Annotated in this window: 24 protein-coding genes and 1 pseudogene; 12 read left to right on the forward strand and 13 right to left on the reverse strand. The window is 63.5% G+C overall.

Translation table 11 applies throughout. The features are described 5' to 3' along the window. The first annotated feature begins 10 nt into the window (after positions 1–10). The gene (locus HWQ56_RS14295) at positions 11–433 is read left to right on the forward strand and encodes a Rid family hydrolase (protein WP_158156010.1); all 423 of its coding nucleotides are present in this window, start codon (positions 11–13) and stop codon (positions 431–433) included. A gap of 187 nt (positions 434–620) precedes the next feature. Then, positions 621–1508 carry a sugar phosphate isomerase/epimerase family protein gene (locus HWQ56_RS14300; RefSeq protein WP_176570911.1) on the forward strand — a complete coding sequence of 296 codons (888 nt, stop codon included), beginning with the start codon at positions 621–623 and terminating at the stop codon, positions 1506–1508. On the opposite strand, the gene HWQ56_RS14305 is transcribed toward HWQ56_RS14300, so the two are convergent. Then, on the reverse strand, positions 1501–2475 hold the full coding sequence (locus HWQ56_RS14305; RefSeq protein WP_233270883.1) for a GlxA family transcriptional regulator: 975 nt from the start codon (positions 2473–2475) through the stop codon (positions 1501–1503). The two genes, HWQ56_RS14300 and HWQ56_RS14305, sit on opposite strands and share 8 nt — an antisense overlap. A 141-nt stretch (positions 2476–2616) precedes the next feature. Beyond that, positions 2617–3141 (reverse strand): DUF3833 domain-containing protein, encoded by a 525-nt coding sequence (locus tag HWQ56_RS14310; protein ID WP_176570912.1) that lies wholly within the window; start codon positions 3139–3141, stop codon positions 2617–2619. Positions 3142–3223: 82 nt separating this feature from the next. Between HWQ56_RS14310 and HWQ56_RS14315 the strand changes: the two genes are divergently transcribed. After that, positions 3224–3685 (forward strand): YbaK/EbsC family protein, encoded by a 462-nt coding sequence (locus HWQ56_RS14315; protein WP_158156004.1) that lies wholly within the window; start codon positions 3224–3226, stop codon positions 3683–3685. Between the two features lie 7 nt (positions 3686–3692). On the opposite strand, the gene HWQ56_RS14320 is transcribed toward HWQ56_RS14315, so the two are convergent. From HWQ56_RS14320 to HWQ56_RS14335, 4 genes are all read right to left on the reverse strand, one after another. Further along, positions 3693–4712: a class I fructose-bisphosphate aldolase gene (locus HWQ56_RS14320; protein WP_176570913.1), complete on the reverse strand. Its 1020-nt coding sequence runs from the start codon at positions 4710–4712 to the stop codon at positions 3693–3695. A gap of 139 nt (positions 4713–4851) precedes the next feature. After that, positions 4852–5181, reverse strand: a complete 330-nt coding sequence (locus HWQ56_RS14325; protein WP_158156002.1) for a hypothetical protein — start codon at positions 5179–5181, stop codon at positions 4852–4854. Between the two features lie 104 nt (positions 5182–5285). Beyond that, on the reverse strand, positions 5286–5936 hold the full coding sequence (locus HWQ56_RS14330; RefSeq protein WP_245217864.1) for a trimeric intracellular cation channel family protein: 651 nt from the start codon (positions 5934–5936) through the stop codon (positions 5286–5288). Next, the gene (locus tag HWQ56_RS14335) at positions 5906–6937 is read right to left on the reverse strand and encodes a hypothetical protein (protein WP_158155999.1); all 1032 of its coding nucleotides are present in this window, start codon (positions 6935–6937) and stop codon (positions 5906–5908) included. The genes HWQ56_RS14330 and HWQ56_RS14335 overlap by 31 nt, the downstream gene beginning before the upstream one ends. Before the next feature lie 159 nt (positions 6938–7096). Here HWQ56_RS14335 and HWQ56_RS14340 point away from each other — a divergent pair, with 159 nt between their 5' ends. Beyond that, positions 7097–7690 carry a HAMP domain-containing protein gene (locus HWQ56_RS14340; protein WP_158155997.1) on the forward strand — a complete coding sequence of 198 codons (594 nt, stop codon included), beginning with the start codon at positions 7097–7099 and terminating at the stop codon, positions 7688–7690. A 13-nt stretch (positions 7691–7703) separates the two neighbouring features. Here HWQ56_RS14340 and HWQ56_RS14345 read toward each other — a convergent pair whose 3' ends face one another. The 3 genes and pseudogenes from HWQ56_RS14345 to HWQ56_RS14355 form a co-directional block, all read right to left on the reverse strand. Beyond that, positions 7704–8666: an alpha/beta fold hydrolase gene (locus HWQ56_RS14345; protein ID WP_176570914.1), complete on the reverse strand. Its 963-nt coding sequence runs from the start codon at positions 8664–8666 to the stop codon at positions 7704–7706. A gap of 203 nt (positions 8667–8869) precedes the next feature. Then, a pseudogene (locus HWQ56_RS14350) lies at positions 8870–9780 on the reverse strand (helix-turn-helix transcriptional regulator). A 128-nt stretch (positions 9781–9908) separates the two neighbouring features. Next, positions 9909–10601, reverse strand: a complete 693-nt coding sequence (locus HWQ56_RS14355) for a fumarylacetoacetate hydrolase family protein (protein ID WP_176570915.1) — start codon at positions 10599–10601, stop codon at positions 9909–9911. A gap of 141 nt (positions 10602–10742) precedes the next feature. On the opposite strand from HWQ56_RS14355, the gene HWQ56_RS14360 reads away from it, so the two are divergent. After that, positions 10743–11153 carry a hypothetical protein gene (locus HWQ56_RS14360; RefSeq protein WP_158158634.1) on the forward strand — a complete coding sequence of 137 codons (411 nt, stop codon included), beginning with the start codon at positions 10743–10745 and terminating at the stop codon, positions 11151–11153. Positions 11154–11159: 6 nt separating this feature from the next. Here the strand turns inward: HWQ56_RS14360 and HWQ56_RS14365 are convergent, their stop codons facing one another. Next, entirely contained in the window at positions 11160–12149 is a 990-nt protein-coding gene (locus HWQ56_RS14365) for a DNA-binding protein (protein ID WP_176570916.1), read from the reverse strand. 113 nt (positions 12150–12262) lie between these two features. Between HWQ56_RS14365 and HWQ56_RS14370 the strand changes: the two genes are divergently transcribed. Continuing rightward, complete coding sequence (locus HWQ56_RS14370) at positions 12263–12775, forward strand: GNAT family N-acetyltransferase (protein ID WP_176570917.1); 513 nt, start codon at positions 12263–12265, stop codon at positions 12773–12775. 34 nt (positions 12776–12809) lie between these two features. On the opposite strand, the gene HWQ56_RS14375 is transcribed toward HWQ56_RS14370, so the two are convergent. The 3 genes from HWQ56_RS14375 to HWQ56_RS14385 form a co-directional block, all read right to left on the reverse strand. After that, positions 12810–13730 carry a site-specific integrase gene (locus HWQ56_RS14375; RefSeq protein WP_176570918.1) on the reverse strand — a complete coding sequence of 307 codons (921 nt, stop codon included), beginning with the start codon at positions 13728–13730 and terminating at the stop codon, positions 12810–12812. A 1024-nt stretch (positions 13731–14754) separates the two neighbouring features. Then, positions 14755–16023, reverse strand: a complete 1269-nt coding sequence (locus HWQ56_RS14380; protein ID WP_233270813.1) for an Nramp family divalent metal transporter — start codon at positions 16021–16023, stop codon at positions 14755–14757. 287 nt (positions 16024–16310) lie between these two features. Continuing rightward, complete coding sequence (locus HWQ56_RS14385) at positions 16311–16844, reverse strand: DUF4946 domain-containing protein (RefSeq protein WP_176570919.1); 534 nt, start codon at positions 16842–16844, stop codon at positions 16311–16313. Between the two features lie 154 nt (positions 16845–16998). On the opposite strand from HWQ56_RS14385, the gene copC reads away from it, so the two are divergent. The 6 genes from copC to HWQ56_RS14415 all read left to right on the forward strand — a co-directional run bounded on the left by copC (position 16999) and on the right by HWQ56_RS14415 (position 22969). Continuing rightward, positions 16999–17364 (forward strand): copper homeostasis periplasmic binding protein CopC, encoded by a 366-nt coding sequence (gene copC, locus HWQ56_RS14390; protein WP_425331965.1) that lies wholly within the window; start codon positions 16999–17001, stop codon positions 17362–17364. A 4-nt stretch (positions 17365–17368) separates the two neighbouring features. Then, positions 17369–18232, forward strand: coding sequence for a copper homeostasis membrane protein CopD (gene copD / locus HWQ56_RS14395; RefSeq protein ID WP_176570921.1), 864 nt, complete (start codon positions 17369–17371; stop codon positions 18230–18232). A gap of 82 nt (positions 18233–18314) precedes the next feature. Further along, on the forward strand, positions 18315–19754 hold the full coding sequence (pdxR, locus tag HWQ56_RS14400; protein ID WP_176570922.1) for a MocR-like pyridoxine biosynthesis transcription factor PdxR: 1440 nt from the start codon (positions 18315–18317) through the stop codon (positions 19752–19754). Positions 19755–19831: 77 nt separating this feature from the next. Next, positions 19832–20272 (forward strand): carboxymuconolactone decarboxylase family protein, encoded by a 441-nt coding sequence (locus HWQ56_RS14405; RefSeq protein WP_158153147.1) that lies wholly within the window; start codon positions 19832–19834, stop codon positions 20270–20272. 316 nt (positions 20273–20588) lie between these two features. Next, positions 20589–21875 carry a hypothetical protein gene (locus tag HWQ56_RS14410; protein ID WP_176570923.1) on the forward strand — a complete coding sequence of 429 codons (1287 nt, stop codon included), beginning with the start codon at positions 20589–20591 and terminating at the stop codon, positions 21873–21875. 29 nt (positions 21876–21904) lie between these two features. Continuing rightward, positions 21905–22969: a hypothetical protein gene (locus tag HWQ56_RS14415; protein ID WP_176570924.1), complete on the forward strand. Its 1065-nt coding sequence runs from the start codon at positions 21905–21907 to the stop codon at positions 22967–22969. Positions 22970–22990 lie beyond the last annotated feature (21 nt).

The raw sequence follows: 22990 nt of genomic DNA on the forward strand, positions 1-22990 counted from the left end.
GGAAGTACTCATGGCCACCATCGTAAAACTGAAATCCGGCAGCATCCTGGAAGAAAAGGAAAGCTTTTCGCGCGCTGTGTGCGTCGACAACTGGATCTTCATGTCGCTGACCTCGGGTCGTGACTACAAGACCCGGGTAATGCCCGATACCGCTTTGGGCCAGGCCGAGAATGCCTTGCGCAATGTGGAAGGTGCCCTGCGGGCGCTAGGCTCGGAACTGGGCGACGTCGTGCGCTCGCGTCTGTTCATCCCCCATCAGGCCGATGTGCCGGGGGTCATGGCGTTCATTGGCGAACGCTTTCGCGGTATCGACCACGCCCATTGCGTCAGCTGCGGGCCATTGGGTGGTCCGGAGTATTTGTTCGAGATCGAAGTCACCGCCTATAAGGGTGCAGCCAAGGGAGAACAGCAACGCTTGACCATTAGCCTGTAAATAGCTGCCTGGGCAGCCGAGCCAGGCTGACGGCCCGTCCAGGCCACGCGGCCCGGAGTACAGATGTACTCCACCTCGTGCCAGTGAGCCCCAGGCCTTTGAAAAAGTGTTTTTCTGTGGCGGCGATGACGGTCGCCCCACCTGTCCCTATAGTGGCCCGGCCTTCACGAGACTGGACGCTCACGCCATGCATTGCCCGCCTGCCCGCCTCACCATGCCGTTTTCCAACGTGCTGCATCTTTCCGTCGTTGATAAGTTCGCGGCGACGGCTGCCGCTGGCTTCACCGAGATCGCCCTGCAGCCGCAGGAGATCATTCGCCTGCACCGCCAAGGCGTGACTGTCGCTGACCTCATCGCCATGGCTGCTGATCATGGCGTGCGCATCAACCGACTCGATCCGCTCTGCACCTGGAACCCTGATTGGCAGCCGGGCAACATGGGAAGCGCGTTCGTCGACGACCACCGGGTCAGTGCCGCGGCGTTCTTTCGCCTGGCCGAGCAGTTGGGATGCGAATACATGAGCCTGAACGCGACGTTCAGGGCGGGTGCCTATCCGCATGGGCAGTTGGTGGAGTACTTCGCCGATATCTGTTCGCGGGCCCGCGAGCATGGGCTGTTCTGCGACCTGGAGCCCATCCCGATGTGGGGGGTGCGGTCGCTGGAACAGGGGTGGGAAGTCGTGCGCGACGCGGACCAGCGCAATGATGGGCTGGTGGTGGACACCTTGCACTTCGTGCGCAGCCAGTCGAGCCTGGACACCCTCAGCCTGATTCCGGGCGACCTCATTCACTGCGTGCAGATCTGTGACGGCGCCCTGCCCCTGCCCCCCGGCAGGACGCTGGAGCAGGATTGTTTCGAGCGCCAGTGGCCCGGCACCGGGCAGTTCCCGCTGCACGACATCATCGCGGCCTTGCATCGCCATGGGGGGTTGAATCATCAGGTGGGGCCGGAGGTGTTCTCGGCCGCCAACAGCGAACTGGACGCGCACCAGGTGGCGGCGCTGTGCCGGTCGAGCCTGGCGCATTACCCCCTGGTCGGCCATTCGGTGCCAACGCGGCAGCCCGTGGCTATTTGACCAGCCGGGTTTCCCGGGACGGGCGGTACCCGAAGTAACTGCTGTAACAGCGGCTGAAGTGGCTGGGCGACACGAACCCGCAGGCCACCAGCACCTCCACCATCGACAGCTCGGTGTGCTGTAGCAACCGCCGTGCCTCGATGATGCGCACTTCCAGGTAATAGCGCTGGGCCGTGGTGCCCAGTTGCTCTTTGAACAGGCGCTCGATGTGCCGCCGCGAGCGCCCGGCATAGGCGGCCAGTTGGGCCAGTTCCAGGGGCTCTTCCAGGTTGCTGTCCATCAGGTCGATGACTTCGCGCAGCGCCGGGCTGACGGACACCTTGGGCGATGGCGTGAGGCGCCGGTAGCGCGATTCGCCGAACGCCAGAATGTCCTCGATGCCTTCGATCAACGCCTTGTCATGCAGGCCCTTGACCCACTCCAGCATCATCTGCAATGCCCCGGCGGGACTTGAGGCGGTGAGGCGGTCACGGTCCAGCACCCAGGCTTCACTGGTGACATGGGCGGCCTTGGCGGTCTCCGCCAGGGCGGGCCGATGCTCGGGGTGCACCACGCAGCGGTAACCATCCAGCAGGCCAGCACTGCCCAGAAACCAGGCGCCGTTCCACAGGCCGGCCAGGGTTCGCCCTGCCTGGGCCGCCGCGTTCAGGAAGGTGGCCAGCGCCGGCGTGTTCTTGAGCCCGGTACGGTGGCCACCGCACACCACCAACAGGTCGAAGTCAGCGGCGCGTGTCAGTTCCAGGCAGGTATCGGGGCGAATGACCAACCCCAGGTCGCTGACCACTTCGCCGCTGTACAAGCCCAGAGTCGTCGTGGTGAACAGCCCGGGGCGCAGCAGGTTGGCGGTGACCAGCGTGTCCAGCGCCTGGGTGAAGGCCGGCAGCGAAAAATGCTCCAGCAGGATGAACCCTACCCGCGCCTGGCGGGGCTGTGGCTGTGGGGTGGCGGCAGTCGAGGAGGCGCCGATGGTGAGGGCAACGGGGGTGATACGGTGCGAAATCACAGGGTTCTCTTATGGTTCTGGATCGACAGCGTGGCGCGCTCTGCGGCTGCCACAGGCTGAAAAGCTCGCCAGCAACACGCATTCTACCGGCAAACCCCGCAGGCCTCAGGGCTGGCGGCGAAAGAACAGCGTGACCTGCCCCACTTCCACGCCCAGCTTGCTCATGCGGGTGCGGTTGATCAGGGTATCGTCATCCATCTGGTACATCCAGTCATCCATGTCCATCACCCAATGCTTGCCATCCACCGGCAGGTCCAGGCGGTAGCGCCACTGCAAGGCATTGCCGGCCACTTCGCCCCGGGCCTCGCCCACGACATCGCCTGCGCGCCCACGCCACCGGCCTGGGCCGTCCGGCTCCAGTGTCCACAAGCGCCTCTGGCGCGTGCCGTCGCTGTAAAGAAAGCGCTCATCGAGGATCAGGCGATCACCCTCGCGGTGGCTTTGGATGTCAACGTGGAAACGCTTGGTGACCTCCCCGGAGCGCTTCTGGAACATACCCCACGCCTGCACGGGTTTGGAGAAGAAGGCCACCAGGTCCAGCGTCGGGCGCTCGCTGGCATAATGGTGCACGCTGACAGTCGTGCAACCGGCCAGCATCAGGCAGGCAGTCAGGCCAAGAAGATAACGCATGGGACCTCCCGTTTACCGGGTAAGTGTAGTTAACCACCATGATAAGGTAACGCCGATTCCTGAACCGCCCCATGGAGCTGCAATGAGTCTGGAAACCGTCAAAACCTTCCTGGCAGCCAATGCCCCCGACCTGTCGGTCATCGAGCTGCCGGAAAGCACCGCTACCGTGGCCCTGGCCGCTGCGGCCCATCAGGTCGAGCCCGGGCAGATCGCCAAGTCGTTGTCGCTGCGGGTCAACGGCCAGGTCATCCTGATCGTGACCCGCGGCGACGCGCGCTTGGACAACAAGAAGTTCAAGGACCGCTTCGGCGTGAAAGCCAAGATGCTGGAAGCCGCTGAGGTGCAGGCCCATACCAGCCACCCGGTGGGCGGCGTGTGCCCATTCGGGTTGCCGGAGGATGTGGCGGTGTACTGCGACGTGTCATTGCAGGCCTTCGATGAAGTGTTGCCCGCTGGCGGCGCCACCAACGCCGCCGTGCGCCTGTGCCCGCAGCGCATGGCGGAATTGGTCAACGCCCAATGGGTCGACGTGGCCCAGGGCTGACGCTGCGCTACTGCTCCATGGACGGGTGGTAGTGCCCCTGCGCTGCCGCGCCGTTGCACCGCGCGCGCTGCACCAGGGCGCGTTGGGCGGCCTCGACCTGGTTATCATCGCCAGCCCACAGGTGCAGCGCGTCGTCCTGCAACGCCCGCCCGTAAGAGAAGGTCAATGGCCAGGGCAGTGGCGCGCCCTGGTGCATGGCATTGAGGTGTGCCGTGGCCAAGGTGGACGACTGCCCGCCCGACAGGAAGGCGATGCCGGCGACCGCCGCCGGAACCTTGCGCCGAAAACAGTCGACCGTGGCCTGGGCCACGGCTTCCAGGGGGGCCGTCACGGCACTGTCCTGGCCAGGCAACACCATGTTGGGCTTGAGGATCATCCCTTCCAGCAGAATGCGGTGCTGGTGCAATTGTTCGAACACGTGCTGGAGCACTTCACTGGTCACGGCTTGGCAGCGGGCCAGGCTGTGGTCACCGTCCATGAGAATCTCGGGCTCGACAATGGGGACTATCCCCGCTTCCTGGCACAAGGCTGCATAGCGGGCCAGGGCCTGGGCATTGGCGTGGATCGCAAAACCGCTGGGCAGTTGCTCGGTGATAGTGAGCACTGCGCGCCATTTGGCAAAACGCGCGCCCTGCGCTGCATAAGCCTTCAGGCGCTCGCGCAGGCCGTCCAGGCCTTCGGTGATACGCTCGCCCGGAAAGGCCGCCAACGGTTGGGCGCCCGCATCGACCTTGATGCCCACTACAATTCCGGCGTCTCTCAACACCTCGGGGAACGCCACCCCGCCGGCCGTGTGCTGGTAAAGGGTTTCTTCAAACAGGATCGCCCCGCTGATGTGCGCCGCCAGGCCGGGCGTCGTTACCAACAGTTCGCGGTAGCGGCGGCGGTTTTCCTCGGTCGGGTCGATGCCCACCTGGGCGAACCGGCGGTTGCAGGTGCCCAGGCTCTCGTCCATCGCCAGGATGCCCTTGCCAGGCGCCATCAGGGCTTGCGCGGTGTCGATCAGGGTGTCTGCATTCAGGGGCATGGTGGCCTCCACGTTGACGGGTCAGCCACCAAGGATAGGCGTGATCAGGCCACTTTGCGCGATGGGCCGGCCAGGCCAAGCCCTTCTCCCGCGGAAATGGGAGATTGGACTGTTCGGTCTAGTCAAAGCCTGTAACGCTTTACTTCTGCGCCAACCGATAGTGAATGCAGCCGTCATAAAAGGTCTCGCGTACCACCGCCGGCTTGGCTTTGGAGGCGCTGTCATAGGTTTGTTCGGTGATGCCCAGCGCCATCATGCGCATCCAGCCTTTGCTGAACTTGTAGGTCTGGATCTTCTGCCGTGCGGCGTACAGCGAAACCCCGCTCAACTTCAGCTCCTGGGCCTTTGCAGCGGTACCGGCGCCCCAACTGCACATGTAGCGGTCAGCGGCGCGAATTTCCCTGGCCTCGGTGCAGGTCGCCGCCCCGGTCAGCACCACCGCCGACAACGCGATCATCATGTTTCGCATTCAAACCTCACCCCAAGCTCCTGAAAGTAGGGTGATTTTGGCGTGAGGAAATGATTCCGGGGGCCAGTATTGCGCCAGCGTTGATCAGGTTGGCGGGTGCGAGATCACGGCGCCTTCTTGATCGCTGGCAGGTTCCAGCCATAGCGCAGGGACAACATGCGCAACGTGGTGCACAGGCCGATGCCCAGCCAGGCACTGACATGCACGGGCAGCCACTGCAGTTCACCCGTCAGTTGCACCAACGCCCCCACCAGGGCCGCCGAGGCGTAGATGTCCTTGCTGAGAATGACCGGCACTCGCCCCAGCAGGATGTCGCGCAGTACGCCGCCCCCTACCGCGCTGACCACGCCCAACAGCACGGCCAGTTCGACATCCGGCACCAGGCTGTAGACTTTGTGCACACCGAAGGCGGCGAAGAAACCCAACCCGATGGCGTCGAAGAACAGCGTCGGCTGAGCCAGGCGCAGCAACCGCGCCTGGAAGAAACCGGCCAGTGCCACCGCCAGGCCAACCGTGCCCAGGTAGGCCAGGTTCACCAGCCCCGCCGGCGGCAGCGCGCCAATGCACAGGTCGCGGATAAGCCCGCCGCCACAGGCGGTGACGAAAGCGATCACCACGACGCCGAACAGGTCCAGCCGCTTGTCGATGGCGGCCAGGGCACCGCTGAGGGCAAAGACGAAGGTTCCCAGCAGATCGATGTACCAGAACGCTTCAAACCCCATGGTCAATTCCTGTTGGCGGCGAATGCCGGCCATGGTGCCAGAAACCCTGTGCGCCTGGCCCGCGCATGTTTATCAAGCGGTTGCACAGTGTTCACGGTGCCCAGTTGCGTTTGCAGCCCATCGGCCAGTTGATTGACACCGGCCATCACGCCGCCCTCAGGGTCGTTGAGTACTTTGAGCCAGGCCTGGTCGAAGGCGGCGCCCAAGTCGTGACGCAGCTGGGCCTCCGTGTCTGGCCGTTCGCCCGCGTGGGCGATGGCGCGAATACCGGCCATGCCCAGGGAAATCAGCGGCCCGGCGATCTTGCCGGCCACCGCCGCGGCCACGCTGCCGGCCCCGCGGGTGCTCATCTGTGCCTGCAGCTTGCTGTTCGTTGCCTTTGCCACCTCCCCCAGGCCCTGGGGCGAGGCCTCGGCACCGGCACGCAGGCGTTGCAGCAACGCCGCATAAGCTCGCACCTGGGTGGGCGGCTGGGTATGGGTCAACTCATGGAGGGAGGCATTGGCCGGGGGCAGCAACACCACGGCCGCCAGATGCTGTGCGTACTGCGCCTCGGGCAAGCGGTATTGCTCACCAATGGCGGCCACCTGGCCGCTGAGCAACTGCACATAGAAGTCGGTGGCTTGCACGGCGATGGCGTTGGGCTCGATTTCCACCGCCACGGGCGCCAGTACACGGTCGTGGTACTGCTTCTGCAAATAAGCTTCCAGGCGCCTGCCGGGTTGCCCGGGGTCATGGCCGCTGCTGAGGGTGTACCAGCTGACGCGCATCGACAACCATTCCTGCGTCCAGTAGCTGTTGAACCACGGAATGAAGACCTCTTCGGTCTGCTGGTACACCCGGGTGCGCCAGTGATCCAGGGAACCACGGGCGTAGACCCGGGCCTGCTCCCGGGCATCATCGGAGGCTACTAGCAACGCCAGGTCGACCTGCTGCCAGGTGGCAGGGCTGACGGGAGCTTGCGCCAGCGTACCGCGCCCGGTGCAGGCGTTCAGCAGGACAAGCAAGGCCAGCACCAGTGCGCGCAGGATCATGGCCGCGGCTCCGTAGGGGCATGGTTACGGGGATTGTCCTGAGTATAGGACCTGTGTCGGTGCCCGGCGGGGCTTGCCGTGATGGCCGTTACCAACGTGATACGTCATCTTCCGTACAGGATGTTATGGTTCAGGTAAATGCCTGCCTGACCGTACGCGATGAATCCTTCCCGCACCCTGTTTGCTCGCCTGTTCACTGTGTCGCTCGGTGCGATCGTGCTCGCCCATGGCCTGACGTACCTGTGGATCCTGCATTACCGTATCCCGCCACCGCCGCGCTTGGGTATTACCGACCAGACCCTGGACCCGGCCCAGGCGCTGGAAGCCAGCTCCCACTACGTACTGGTCTGGCCCAAGGCGATGCTGGCGTTCCAGGGGTTGGCGCTGGTCGGTATCGCCTGGTACGTCAGCCGCTCGCTCACCCGGCCATTGAAGCGCTTCAGCCGCGCCGCCGAGCGCCTGGGCCATGACCTGGACAGCGCGCCTCTGGAGGAAACCGGGGGTATCGAGGCACGCCAGGTCGCCAAGCGGCTGAACCATATGCAGCAGGCCATCCGCGACCAGGTTGACATGCGCCGACGCATGCTCGGCGCGGTCTCCCATGACCTGCGCACGCCGCTGTCGCGGCTCAAGCTGCGCTTGATGCTGCTGGACGACCCCGCCCTGGTGGCGGATATGTCCAACGACATAGAGGCTATCGTCCGAGTCCTCGATGCCACGCAGCACTACCTGCATGACAAGCCGCCAGGCTGAGCGCGGGCCCCACTCACCCAGCGACAGGGAAGTGAGCGCTCAGGAACTTGATCAGGTATCGGTTCACGCTTTCCGGCTGCTCGCTCTGCAGCCAATGCCCGCACCGGGCCAGGACGTGCTGTTCCAGGCGAGGTACGCGGCGAGGCATGCGCGCCAGGGTATGGGCCTCGAGTCTGCCGACCGGGTCGAGGTCGCCGATGAGGAACAGCGCCGGTTGCTCCACATTGGCATCCGCCAGGCATTCAGTTCGCTGCCACGTGCGCTCGAAGTTGCGGTACCAGTTGAGGGCCGGACCGAAACCGCGCCCGGCGAACGTCTGCACATAGACCTGGAAGTCCTCGGGGCTGCACCAGGGAGGCAATCGGTCAGGGCTGTTGACGCCCTCGAACAGCGTGGCGCTGGCCGGCTTGTCGCTGAGGATCAGGTCATCGTTGTCGCCACCTTGCATGAACAGACGCAGGGTGCGGGCGATGTCGGCGTCCAGCTCAGCCTCCGCCACCCCAGGTGCCTGAAAGTACAGCATGTAGTTGAAGCGGTCCTTGAAGTGCTGGCGCAGGCTCTCTATAGCTGGCTGTCGCGGCCGGCCGGCAAAGGGCACTGACAGCGCCGCCACCGCCCTGACCCGCTGCGGCTCCAGCAGCGCCAGGTGCCAGGCCACCGGCGCGCCCCAGTCATGGCCGGCCACGCACACCTGATGGTGGCCCAGCGCATCCATTGCCCCTTGAATGTCCGCGCACAGGGTCAGCAGGTCGTAGGCCTCCACGGCCTGGGGCGCAGAACTGGCGCCATAGCCGCGCATTTCCGGCAGCCACACCTGATACCCCGCCGCCACCAGCGGCGCCACCTGGTGACGCCAGGAGTACCAGCATTCGGGAAAGCCGTGCAGCAACCACACGGGCAAGCCTTGAGCGGGTCCGGCGCTGTGCACGCTGAGGGTGATGCCGTTGACCGTCAGGTCATGCTGTCGGGTATCCATCGTCCTGTTCCTTGAGCGTGTACGGCTTACCCTAGGGTCTGTATGAAATGTATTCCAGCGAAGGCCAGGCAAGGCGAAAACAGGCGAGGAAGCGGAGTTTACGTGTTGTAAATGAGCATTCCGAGCCTGTTTTCAACGCAGCATGGCCGAGTTGGGATGCATTTCGTACAGAGCCTAGCAAATGTCCGGCACCTGGCTAACCATCATTGATCCGCTCGATGGGCGCGCTGCTGTCGGCGGAATTGCCCTGGTGGCAGCCCCTGAGTCTGGCGAAAGCGCCGGGAAAAATAGGCCTCGTCGGCAAATCCGCAGCGCTGGGCGATGTGGCTGATGGCTTCGTCGCTGTTGAGCAGGTACGTGCGCGCCAGGCGCATGCGCCGGTCCAGCACCAGTTCGCTAAAGGTGCTGCCTTGCGCAACAGGTGCGTCAGGTAGTTGGGCGACAGGAACGCGGCGGCGGCAGCGTCTTTGAGGGTGAGGCCGGGGTCGGCGATGTGGGCGCGGATGTGCGCGGTCACCCGCGCCAGGGCGTCGCGGCGCCCGCGGTGGGTGGCGCGTTCGCTGGCCAGCTGTTGCAAGGGTTCAGAGAACTGCCGGCTGACCAGGCCGATCAGCTCCAGCAAGCCGGCGCGCAGCAAGGTGCTGGTGCCGAAAGCACGGGTGCGGTCCAGTTCCCGCATGCGCTCCAGCAGTGCCTGCACGCTAGCGAAGGCGGCGTCATCGAGAATGAAGTCCAGGTGCTCCTGGAACTGGAACGGCGCCAGTTCGGGGGCCTGATCCAGCGCCACGTCCTCCAGGTCCAGCGGGTCGCACGGCAAATGCGGCAACAGAAAGCCCTGGGCGAAATTGATCAGCATGAAGTTGCCGTGTTCAGGGTGTGGGATCAGGTGCAGTCGGTGCGGCAGGATAAAACTCAGCGCGTTGCGCGGGAACGGCCGGACGGCGCCGCCGATATGCTGCACGGTGTCGCCACCCAGGTTGACCTGGATCTGGAAATACTCGTGGCGGTGCGGAGCGGTCAGCGCCTCGCGCTCGTGTTTGTCGCGGATATAGAAATCGTCGCGGTTGCTGCGCTGCTGCATGCCATAGGTGGGCACGCGGGACAGGGACGACATGGCAGGCAACCTCACACGGGCAGTGGACGCCGTCAGTCTAAAGCGATCGGCGCCCAAGGTGTAGCAGCCACTGTGGTGCATCCCCCCTGAAGTTGCGCGGTGGTGACGTTGTCAGCGGCTGCAACCGGTCAGTGGCCGATACGCAACTCGAATTGACCGATGCCATCGATGCCCGCGCTGACGCGGTCACCTGGCTGCAGGGCGCCAACGCCCGCCGGGGTGCCGGTGAAAATCAGGTCGCCGGGTTGCAGGGCTACCGAGCGCGACAGGTAGCTGATGACGTCAGGCACGGCCCAGATCTGGTCCGCCAGGTCACCCTGTTGCCGGGCCTGGTCGTTGACCTTCAGCCAGATCGCGCCGCTGGCCGGATGGCCCAGTTGGCTGGCGGGGATCAGCGCGGTGCAAGGCGCCGACTCGTCGAAACCCTTGGCCCAGTCCCATGGCCGGCCCTGCTTCTTGGCCTGGGCCTGCAGGTCGCGGCGGGTCAGGTCCAGGGCTACGCCATAGCCCCACACGTGGGCCAATGCCTCGCCCGGCTCGATGTTCACGCCGCCCTCGCCAATGGCCACTACCAGTTCCACTTCGTGGTGCAGGTCTTCGGTCAAGGGCGGGTAGGCGATCACGCCGTCGGCGGGCACCACGGCATCGGCTGGCTTGCAGAAGAAAAACGGTGGCTCGCGGTCGGGGTCATGGCCCATTTCCCGGGCGTGTTCGGAATAGTTGCGGCCCACGCAGAACACCCGGCGAATCGGGAAGCGGCGGCTGTCGCCGGCGATCGCAACGCTGGCGACGGGTGGCTGGGCAATGATGTAGTCGGTCATGCGGGGCTCCATGGGTTCAGGTTCCGGCAGGCAGTGTGCGCGCGGACCAGGCCGCTTGGCTTGGACAGCGCGGGCGCATTTCTGGACAGGTCAACGCAATGGCGCATACTCCAGTGACAAGCGTCGCGTACAGGAGCCTCCATGACCGAGTACCCCGACAATGTCGTTCCCCTGCGCCGTGGCCGGGTCTTCGCCGACGATGGCCGCGACCCGACTCCCCTGGATGATGGCTTTCGCCAACTGGCGCAGCAGACGTTCGCCGGCACCGACGTGGATTGCAGCGCTCTGGGCAACCGCGGGCAGTACGCCCAGGCGCTGGAATACGTGGTGCGGCACATCCTGGAAGGGCCATTGCCGGGCGAAACCCTGTTGGCCTTCGTAAAGAAGGCCGTGCATCTGCCGGGCGACGCGGTCATGCAACTGCAAGGTTGCGCCCAGGCGCTGCGGGACCTGGGCAACGGCGTGCCTGGCGCTGCCGAGCAGGTGGCACGAGCCCGGCGCCGGCTGTGCAGCCACCTGCATCCGGCGGGGCCCGAGGACCTGCCCGGGTAAGGCGGGTTACTCGGCGCTGGCGGCCGCGCGGTCGGCCCGCCACTGCGCCAGGGTAGCGTTGGCCTGCTGCAGCTGCTGTTCCAGCCGGGCTTCACGCAACACGTGCTGCTGGGCGGCCTTTACCTGCGCGGCCTGTTCCTGGCGGAACACCTCGATCTGTTGCTCCAGGGCCTGGCGAATGCCCACCGCCTGCGCCAGCTGGGTAGCCAGGCCAGTGGTTTCCGCCACCTTGTCAGCCAGCGCCTGGGCGGCGGCGGTCTGATCCTTGCGGGCCTGCCGCGCTTCCACCAGCATGCGCTCGTTGTCGCGGCTCAGGCGCATCAACTCGTCCTGCTTGACGATCAGGCCTTGCTGCAACTGGCGCACTTCCACTTGCGCCTGCTGCACCTGGGCTTCGTGGCGACGCTGGTCCTGCTCGCGTTGCTCCTTCACCGCCTGGCGATAATGCTCGAGCGCATCCCGAGCGTGCTGGTGTTTCTCCTCCAGTGAGCGGATGTGCTCGTCCTTTTCGCCCAGGCGGATCTGCAGGTCACTGCATTCCTGGGTCAGCCGCGCGTTGCGGGTATGTTCGGTTTGCAAGGAAGTGCGGCAAACCGTCAATTGCTCCGATTCGCTGGCCAGTGCCTCGGCCTGTATCTCGAACTGCTGCTGCAGCGCAGCATGGGCTTTGACGGCGGTATCCAGTTCAGCCTGCAACGCGGCTTTTTGCAGGTCGAAGCGCGCCTGTGCCTGCTGCACGTATTCGTCACCCTCCTCCTTCAACCGCTCGGCCAAGCGGCCTACCAATTCACCGAGCTCCTGGGTGAGGTGCTCGCGCGGGGCCAGGCGGCGCTGGTCCGTATCCTCCAGCTCCTTGAGGTAACGATGGATGGTGGTCTTGGAGCCAGTGTTGCCCATTGCCACGCGCACTGCATCGATAGTGGGGTTTTCCCCTCGGGCCAGCAGCGCTTCGCGCGCCTTTTGCACCACTGCCTTGTTGATCCCGCCGCGTGCCATGTGTGCTCCTGTCGGTGTACTGCATTACGTATTCTGTATGGGCGGCGAATATATCACGGCGACCCGCTGGCAAGGCAGGTAGAATGCAGGTTTCAGCCAGGTCAGCGCCCTGTATGACAACCCCGGTTTTACTCCGCGAAGTGCCTGCCCACGCCATCTCGTCTGCCTGTGAGTACGTGATGACGGCACGCGCGCACCTTTTTCCCATACTCGATGCCACCGTGATGCCCGCAGACCTGGCGAACTTTGCCCAGGTCTATGGGCCAGGCAGCCAAGGGCGGTTCCTGCTGGCCACGCAGGCGGACGAGATCATCGGCGCCATAGGCTACCTGCCCTACGACCACCGCTTCGCCCAGCTGGATTACCGCGGGTTGAAAACCGTGGAGGTCGTGCGCCTGTACGTCAGCCCAGGTCACCGCGGCCAGGGGTTGGCCCGGCGGCTGTATGAAGCGTTGAAGGCACTGGCCCAGGCTGACCAGGTGCAGGTGTTGTACTTGCATACGCATCCGTTTCTGCCGGGCGCCATCGAGTTCTGGCACAAGCAGGGGTTTGTCACCGTGGATACCGAGGATGATCCGGTGTGGCGCACCACGCATATGCATCTGCGGATGGCGGGTGTCCGCTGACGGTGTGGTGGTCGTGACGCGGCCAGGTCCGCTGCTACAGCGCCGGCAAGCGGAAGTCGGCTTGGGCGTCGACGTAGCGCAGCGCTGATTTGCTGTCTTTCCAACCCACGTAGGTCATCAGCGACTTCTGGTCCCAGCCGCTCTGGCTGGCCCAGTTGGCAAAGCCGCGACGCAGCGAGTGGCTGCTGTAGGCGTCACCGTCCAGCCCGGCGCCTTGCAGTGCATCGCGCAGCAGGTGCATGACGCTGTAAGGGTGCAGCGGGTTCTCGCCTAGGCGCCCCCAGCGGTCGATACCACGAAAAACGGGCCCGTGGGCGATGCCGGCGGTTTCCAGCCAGTCGCAATAAGCGTCCACCGGGCACAAGCGCTCCAGCGCCGGAGCTGAATAGGTAGCCCCACGGTTGTCGCGGTCGGCCTTGCTCCACGGCAGGAAGATACGCATACCCTCCCCCCGCCGCGCCTGGATGAACTGCACGTCCAGGCGGGTCAGTTCGTCACTGCGAAACGCCCGCCAGAAGCCCATCAGGATCAAGGCCTTGTCGCGACTACAGCGCAGCACCCGCTTGGCATCACCTGCGGCGCGAGCCTCCTGCAATTGCCCGTCGAGCCAGCGCACACACCGCTCCAGCGCCAGCAGTTGCAAGGGCTCGGCTTGTTTCTCCTGTTGCGGGTGCACGGCGCGGATGCCCTTCATCACCTGCTTGACCTGCGGGCTCTTGGTTGGGTCCGGGAAGCCTTGGCTGGCGTGCCATTGGGCCAGCGCCGCCAGGCGCAAGCGCAGGGTATTGAGTGACAGTTTGCCGGCGAACGCCGCCAGGTAACGGGCGATCGCGTCGCTGGTGGCCGGCAGGAAGCCACCCCAGGTGACTTCATAATGCTCCACCGCGGATTGATAGCTGCGCCGGGTGTTCTCCCGGGTGCCAGCGGCGATGTAGCGGTCTACGTCGGAAACCATGGGTAGCAGGGCCTGAGCGCGAGTGGAAAACAGGCGCAGTATAAAACGCACTGCTGCGTGTGGACGAGGTGCAACTGGCGACTGTTGCGAAGTCAGCCGCCCGGCGCCAGACCGGCCAATCACGGGTTTTCGTACTGTTCAGCACGGATTTTCGTCAGGCAAAACGCCTGACATTTGATAATCCTATATTATCAAATATGTAAAACAACTCATAAAACCCAAGGCAATAACAATTTCTAGTATGTATTTACAGTATACGTAATACAGTACGAAATCGTCACGCGGATAGCTGTCGGCCACCTAAAGCGGTCCAGGCAACGGCACAGACTTAATTGGCCCGAAACAGATGTGGGACTGGGGGGGGCGCCGAGCCCTTGCCCGGGAAGCGCCGCGCGGGCGGCGCGCGGTCTCAACGGCGCAGAAGAACCCCAAGCCATGCGCCTGGTAGCCCTGATACGGTCTCAAGCCGGAAAAACAAGGCGGAGAAGGCAATGGCACAGACATAACTGGCCCGAAACAGATGTGGGATGGGGGGGGCGCCGAGCCCTTGCCCGGGAAGCGCCGCGCGGGCGGCGCTCGATCTCAGGGGCGCTACAACACCATCAACTAGCGCTTGGTGGCCATGATGAGATCTCCAGCGGGGCTCTAAAAGCCAGTCATGAAACCGCATCATGGCCTCTAAGTGCATGGCTTGGGGTTCTTCTGCGCCGTTGAGACCGCGCGCCGCCCGCGCGGCGCTTCCCGGGCAAGGGCTCGGCGCCCCCCCCAGTCCCACATCTGTTTCGGGCCAGTTATGTCTGTGCCGTTGCCTGGACCGCTCTGCTGGTTCGCCTTGGCATTGGGTGAGGGCCGCCAGGTCCATGGCTTGGGTTTCTCCAGCGCCCTTGAGACCGTGCGCCGCCCGCGCACGCTTCTCGAGCAAGGGCTCGGCGCCCCCCCGTCCCACATCTGTTTCGGGCCAGTTATGCCGGTGGGATTGCCTAGGCCGCCCGGCTCGATCAGTAGCAGCTCGGCCGGATGTGAATCAGGCCACGGTATCCCACAGCAATTTGAGGTTCAGCGCGACGATCACCGTCGCCACCAACCACGCCAGCCCCTTGATGACCGGGCCGATGGCCAGTTCGCCCATACGCTCACGGTTGGACACGAACGCCACCAGCGGAATGACCGCGAACGGTAGCTGCATCGACAGCACCACCTGGCTGAACACCAGCAATTGCGCGGTGCCCTGCTCGCCGTACAGGCTGGTCACGACCACCACTGGGACGATGGCGACGCCTCGAGTCAACAGGCGGCGGGCCCAGTCAGGGATACGCAGATCAAGGAAGCCTTCCATGATGATCTGCCCGGCCAGGGTGGCCGTAACGGTGGAGTTGATGCCCGAGGCCAGCAGCGCCACGCCGAGCAGCACCGAGGCAATGCCCACGCCCAGCAAGGGTGACAGCAGGTGGTAGGCCTGCTCGATTTCCACCACGTCGGTGTGGCCGTTGCTGTGAAATACCGCGGCAGCCGTGATCATGATCGCTGCATTGACGAACAGCGCCAGGGTCAGGGCGATGGTACTGTCGGCCACTGCCCAGCGCAGGCCACTCTTACGCCCTTCAGGGGTGCGGGGGTAGGCCCGGGTCTGCACGATGGAGGAATGCAGGTACAGGTTGTGGGGCATCACGGTGGCGCCAACGATGCCGATGGCGATGTAGAGCATCGCCGGGTGGGTAACGATGCTGGCCTGGGGGATGAAGCCGGCGAACACCTCGCGCCATTGCGGCTGGGCCAGGACCAATTGCGCGGCGAAGCAGGCGAAAATCAAGGTCAGCAGGGCAATGACGAAGGCTTCCAGCGCCCGGAAGCCGCGATTCATCAACAACAGGATGAGGAACACGTCCAGCGCGCACAGAATGGCGCCCCAGAGCATGGGAATGCCGAACAGCAGCTTGAGGGCAATGGCGGTGCCAATCACCTCGGCCAGGTCGCAGGCAATGATGGCCGCTTCGCACGCCAGCCACAGGGCAACGCACACCGGCCGCGGGTAATGCTCGCGACACGCCTGGGCCAGGTCCAGGCCGGTGGCGATGCCCAGGCGAGCGGCCAGCGCCTGCAACAGCACGGCCATCAGGTTCGAGAGCAAGATCACTGACAGCAGCGTGTAGCCGAATTGCGACCCGCCAGCGATGTCGGTAGCCCAATTGCCGGGGTCCATGTACCCCACCGCCACCATGTAACCAGGACCGGCGAACGCCAGCAGGCGGCGCAGCCAATGGCCATTCGCGGGCACGGCGACGCTGCCGTTCATCGCCCCCAGACTGGGGCGGGCGGCATGGGGCAACGAGCGCCGATGGCGGGCCGAGTAATCGGCCTGATGGTTATCAGTGTTCAAGGTCGCGCTTCGCTTTACTGAATCGGAAATAACCGGCGAAACAAAGCGCCTATTACCAGAACGTAGCGGCTTTGCGAAAATTTACTCGCCCAATGAATTATTTCCGACCACGGGGCGCGCGGAACATCACCGATAACGGATCAGTGGTCGCGAAAGCCTCTGGATCCAGGGGCGCGCGCCGTTACCCTGCGTCGAGCGTAGCACTACGGCAGTTGCAACCTGAGGCCATCACGGATCGCCTGCACCTCGGCAACATGGGCCTCATAACCCTGCGCCGACCCCGCGTACGACAGCGAATACGCCGCGCCCGTCGTGCTGGCCGCCACCAGTGTCTGGGTCATCACATGGCCACCGTTGAGGCTGATCTTGCACGTGGTTTCCACCGCGGCGATGTCCCCCAGCCTGGCGTCATGGACCTTGGTGCACACACTCTGGTAACCGCCATGGCTGAAATTCACCTGCAGCGCCTTGCGCATTTCCAGCACCACGCCACCCAGGTTTACCTGGTGATCGGCGGCCAAGGCCGTACGGGTCAGTTCCACCACCATCTGCGGGTCGCCGTTGGCGTCGTTGAAGGCCGCGCGCTGGCGGTGCACCGCGGCGTTGGCGGTGTCGGGCAAGCTCTCGACTTCCCAGCCCGCAGGCCAGGTGATGATGATTTCATCAGCCAGGGCCAAGGGCGCGGCCAGTAGCAGGCCAAGGGCAAGCAGGGTGCAACGACAGTTCGCGAAAGTCATGAAAGGCACGGGGTCCGGTAGAATGGAAAGCGACGTGACGGGCTGCGAGGTTGCCGCAAGTGTGACCTCAAGTAAAACATTTCACCCGCCTGCTACCCTCAGATCGTGTTTAATTGCGCCACTTTTACTGCCCGAGGTTCTCATCATGACTGCCCTGCCCCTGAAAAAGCTCCTCAGCGGTGCCGCCTTGCTGCTGGGTTGCGCGCTGTCGCCACTGGTATTCGCCCACGCTCACCTGACAAGCGCCATTCCGGCGGCCGACGCCACGGTCAGTGCGCCTGCCGAGCTCAGCCTGGTGTTTACCGAAGGCGTCGAGCAGAGCTTCACCAAGGTAGAGCTGAGCCAGGATGGCAGGGACGTTCTGGTCAAGAGCATCGCGACCCAGGGCGCCGACAAGAAAACCCTGATCGTGACCCCGGCCGCGCCATTGGCGCCCGGCCAATACACGGTGAAATGGCATGCCGTGTCGGTAGACACCCACAAGAGCGAAGGCAGCTACAGCTTCAAGGTGGCCCCGTAACCCCATGAGTGCTTTGGTCGCGGTTCGTTTTGTGCATTTCTGCGTGGTGCTGCTGGTGTTCGGCACACTGCTTTTCCGTCCTTTGCTGCTGGGCGAGCCGCGCCAGCAGGCGCGCATGCGCCAGTGGCTCGACCCGCTGTTATGCCTGCTGGCGGGCATTGGCCTCATCACAGCGGTGGCCTGGCTGATGCTGACCACCGCCGACATGACCGGCAACTGGCAGTCGGCCCTGCAAGGCGACATGGTCATGAAGGTGCTGACCCAGACCTTCTTCGGCAAGGCCTGGTTCGTGCACCTGTTCGCCAGCCTGGTGCTGCTGATGTGCCTGCGCATCCCGCTGCGCCTGCCGGCGTGGCTGCCCATGGGCTTGAGCACGGTGCAACTGGCGACCCTGGCTCCCGTGGGCCACGCCGCCATGCTCAGTGGGCTGCCCGGCGTGCTGCTGATTTTCAACCAGTTGGTGCACCTGTTGTGCGTGGCCGGGTGGATGGGCGCGCTGTTGCTGTTGATCTTCGTACAAGCCAGGCCGGCCGGCCATGACCTGCGCGGCACCCTGCTACGCTTCAGCCGCTACGGCCTGATACTGGTGGCGGGCATTATCGTCACCGGGCTGATCAACGTGCGGGCATTGACCGGCACGTTGTGGCCCACGCCCCTGACGGGTGGGTTTGCCCTGGTGCTGGCGGTCAAGGCATCACTGGTGACCTGCATGCTGCTGCTGGCTGTGTTCAACCGCGCGGCATTGAATAACCAGCGCATCGCCCTGAGCACCCTGCGCCAGACCGTACTGGTGGAGTGGCTGTGTGGCCTGGCGGCCATCGCCGCGGTGTCACTGCTGGGCACCCTGAGCCCCGTGCCGCTGGTGTAGCGACTGCTCCTGGGGGGGCTGGCTTGGGGCTGATCGGTTGGCGTACGCTGACGCGATCTTCTACCGTCGGCCCCGCCCCTCCATGGAACTGCACATCACCTTTCAGGGCCGCAAGGACCTGAGCGAACAGCTTTACCGGCAACTGCGCGATGCCATCGACAGCGGTCGCCTGGCCGCTGGCACGCAAGTACCCCCTACCCGTTTGCTGGCCACGCAGTTGGGCGTGTCGCGCAAGACCGTGGCCGAGGCCTATTCACGCCTGACCTACGACAGTCGCTTGAGCGGCCGTGTGGGCAGTGGCACCTTCGTCAGCCCCCGCCTCGCCGCCCCTCACCCCGCGCAACCGCCCTCGCCGCTGGCCAGCGCCGCCGTCGTGGCCATGTGGCGGGACATGCCCATGCCCATGAGCCATGCCGCCGCGCAAACCCGCGCCCGCTACGACTTCATCGGCGGCGCGTCATTGAAAAGCCAGTTTCCGTTCGATACCTGGCGCCGTTGCACCCTCTATGCGCTGCGCCAGTGCACGCGCTCGGCGTCGCTGCACGGCGATCCTCAAGGGTTGCCGGAGTTGCGCGAAGCCGTGGCCCGGCATATCGGTTTCGCCCGCGGCGTGCAGGCCAGCGTCGACAGCGTACTGATCACCAACGGCGCGCAGCAGGCCCTGGACCTCGTCTCCCGGGTGCTGATCGAACCCGGCTGCCGGGTGGTGATGGAGGACCCGGGCTACCCGCCGGCACGCTTGCTGTTTGCCGCCCAGCGCGCTGAGGTGGTCAACGTGCCCGTGGATGAAGAGGGGCTGCGCGTGGACCTGATCCCCGATGGCACCCGGCTGATCTACGTCACCCCTTCCCACCAGTTCCCCCTGGGCATGCCCATGAGCCTGGCCCGCCGCCACGCCCTGCTGGCCAGGGCCGCCGAGCTGGGTGCCATTATCATCGAGGACGACTACGACAGCGAGTTCCGCTATCAGGGCCCGCCCACCGATTCCCTGCAGAGCCTGGACAGCCAGGGACTGGTGGCCTACCTGGGCACCTTCTCCAAGACCCTGTTGCCCGAACTGCGGCTGGGCTACGCGGTACTGCCCCAGGTGCTGTTGCAGGCCGTGCGGGTGGCCAAGCAACTGAGCGATTGGCACACCCCCACGCTCAACCAGTGGGCGCTGGCGAAGTTCATCAACGAGGGGGAATTGCTCAAGCACATTCGCCGCTGCTTCGAGGTGTACAGCGGTCGCCGGGAACGCATCCTGCAGCGCCTGGGCGATGACCTGGCGCCATGGTTGCAGGCAGTGCCGGCGGTGGCCGGCTACCATTTGAGCGCACTGGCCCACGTGCCGGTGGACCTGCCCCTGCTGGTTCAGGTGGCGCGCCAGGCAGAAGTCGGGCTCTACCCATTGATGCCGTTTTATGGCCAGGCACCCGCCAAGCAAGGGTTGCTATTCGGGTTCGGCGCCATAGAGCGCCTGGACATCGACCCGGCGCTGGACCGGGTGCAGGGTATCCTTCAACAATTGGCCCCTGCATAAAGGGGCCAATTGGCTATTCGGCCTCAGGCCCCGGGTGGTTAATGTATCTCCCACACCCACTTACCCGGAGACACCCAATGAGCACTCGCATCGAATGGGCCAAGCAAGCCCCCGACGCCTACAAAGCCATGGTCGGCCTGGAAATGGCCCTGGCCAAGTCCGGCCTGGAAAGCGACCTGCTGGAACTGGTGCGCCTGCGCGCTTCGCAACTGAACGGCTGTGCCTACTGCATCAACATGCACGCCAATGACGCCCGTAAGGCCGGCGAAACCGAAGCCCGCCTGCAGACCCTCTCGGTGTGGCAGGAAACCCCGTTCTTCACTCCCCGCGAGCGCGCCGCCCTGGCCTGGGTGGAAAGCCTGACGCTGCTGTCCATCCACCATGCCCCCCAGGACCAGTACCAGGCGCTGCTGGAGCACTTCAGCGAAGTGGAAGTGGTCAACCTGACCCTGGCCATCGCTACCATCAATGCCTGGAACCGCTTTGGCGTAGGCTTTGCGATGGTGCCCCAGGCTTGATTCATTGCCATCCTGTTTGATGGGTCGGGTGGGCAGCCGAGCGACTGGTTGTACAGTATGCCTCACGGCGCCACCTGCCCCATCACGCTCGTGCAGCACCAATACGATACCGCCTAAATGTATTGATTTTACAGGCAACGCACGTAACTTTCGAATAACATAAATAACGCGTTTTGCGCTGTAACACATCTTGCAATAATGAGCGAAAAACAAGTTTTTTACTGCCTTGACGTTGGCTTTAATCGCCCTCTAGGATGGGATATAGACGTACCCCAACCAAGACGTTTGCGCTTAAATTGCGACAGTGAGGGTCCTCATGAAAAAACCACCATTATCTGTTTGGGACGCCATACTTCGCGCGGAAAAAGACCCCTCGAAAACGCCCGTCACACCCGCTCCGCGCGGTCTGGCGGTTCAACTGGATTTTCTTAAACTGTGGGCGGACGCAGACAGTGCGAAAACGCAAGACCCCTATCTCTTGCTGAGAAACGGCAACCAACAAATATTGGTTACTGTCCAGCTTAACGCCTCCGACGCCAATGGTAATATCGTGCCATTGTCCACTACAGAACTCGCAAGTATCCAACTTGTGACCTACGTCGACGAAAAGCCGCTGACCGAAATCAGTGCGCCCTCTCCAGTCGGCTGGGCAGTTGCCAAGCACGCGTTCGGCTATGTGTACGATCGCCAGTTCTTGAATAAACTTCGTACCTTCTCCGCTACGGTGGGCAAACATTTGCGCCCGTCCGCCAGGTCCTTGGCTCACGTTGATCCGCTCCACGCGAAGTTATACTACGACGACCCGGAACGCGACGGCCTCACGTCCAGCCTGCAAGAAGAGGCTGACGGGGGCAAATTCGTGGCCTACCAGACGCGCAGCTTTTACCTCTCTACGACCGCGACCAGCAACCTGCGGGTGGCGGCGAAAATAAAATTGGACAATGGAACCATCATCATCAGCAACCGCCTTGAAGCGCCGTTGAATGACCCGAAGGGCGCCAAAGGGCTTTTTAATTGTGACGCCAATTTTACCCCTTTGAACTTTCCGTCTCTGCCCAGCCAAAATTACGGCACACGAAAACCTGGCGATACCACTGTGTTAAATGATATTCCGGTGGGGGGCACGGGGTCACCCCGATTCTTCGAGCACCACATCAATATTCGGTTGGACACGAATACCCTGATTGAAATAAAACAGTGGTCCAGTGAGAGCGGGCACTCGCCCTCCTTGCGCGGCGTATATGGAGGAGGATGGAAGGCCCAGTGTTCGTTTACTCGATTTACACGGGTTGACTCTCCCATCCTCCATGTCGCGGATGAGATAAAAATAATCAAGTTAGATGGGGTGTCGCTCTACTACCCCATTGATTATCTATTTAACGAACAGACTCAGGCAAAAAATTTCATACCAGGACAAATCGTGATTTGGCAATCTCTATTCGACGGCGATATCACGTTCCGTGAAGGCTATAACACACCACAATTGGCAGACGTTGTAAGCACTAAGCTTTACTTATGGGATATCTACGGCAATCGTCATAACCTGACACTTCGATTTGCGGGGAGCACCAACTATAACTGGCTGATGCTGGATAAACGGTAATCCCAAGCGCCGCCTTAAGGAGTAACGCCGTGAACAATACCGACGCGTATGAAAGCGACCCCGCCTGGTACATCAGCGCCATGAACGTCAGGGTGGACTCACCTGACACCCTTTACGCGAATGGTCGGCAACAAGTGCTGGTGACGTTGCTGGTAACTGCCATGGTGGACAGGAAGGTGGTGGACCTTACGCCTAACGAAGTCAGCAACCTGCGTGTGGTGGATTATGACAACCCGACGGTGGAATACGCCCTGGACACTCCTGCCGCCGACGGCTGGACGGCCTCTCTCGATTACTATGGGTATGACTACCTGGGCACGCGCCACCCGCCGACACCGGCGCAGTTGCCTGCGCCCCAGCAGCAAAGCTTTTCTTTCTACCTGAGCGGCGATAACCGCGCCATGGCGCGCCCGATCCGGACCTTCGCATTCAAAGTGAAAGGGGATAACGGCCGCGTGTTCTATACCAATGGTAACAGCTACCTGAGCGATGGCACCCCCGACCCCATTTTTAAGTACGACATTCCGCTGCGTATCAATGTCACACGGCCACCGGTGTACGACTGGCAGCAGTTCACCCTGTCTGAGTTCAGCGACCTGCCGCCGACACCGGGTCGGATCAAACGTGCGTTGACCACCATGCGGGCGCTGGGAAACAGAACTGGCCACGCGATCACTGCAGGCGTATTCAACACACGGTGCACCCTGACGCTGCGCGATAACGCCGGCAAGGCGGTACCGATACGCGACGCAGTCGTGGTTCCGCCGGGCATGATCACCTGGACCATGAACCATCCCGATGACACGGTCCCCAGCTTCACTGGCTATGTCAAGCCTGGCGGTACCACTATTCATTGGCACAGCCTTGACAAAGTACCCGTCGGCTCACTTCCGCTGCCTGTGATCACCTCCCCCGTCCCTGCTGCCAGTTTGGTGCTGTGCGGCCGCGTCAATGTGCCGTTCACACCGGCTGCTTTCCGCGGACCGTGCACCGTGACCGTCATTGACGCAGCAGGCAACGAGCACAGCGCTGGGGTGATGTTCGACCCGGAAGACCGCAGCCGTCTGGTATTGACCGGGGCCCTGGACGCTTGAACCAGGGGCGACAATACCTAC

This window comes from Pseudomonas eucalypticola (genome assembly GCF_013374995.1).
Taxonomy (GTDB): Bacteria; Pseudomonadota; Gammaproteobacteria; order Pseudomonadales; family Pseudomonadaceae; genus Aquipseudomonas; species Aquipseudomonas eucalypticola.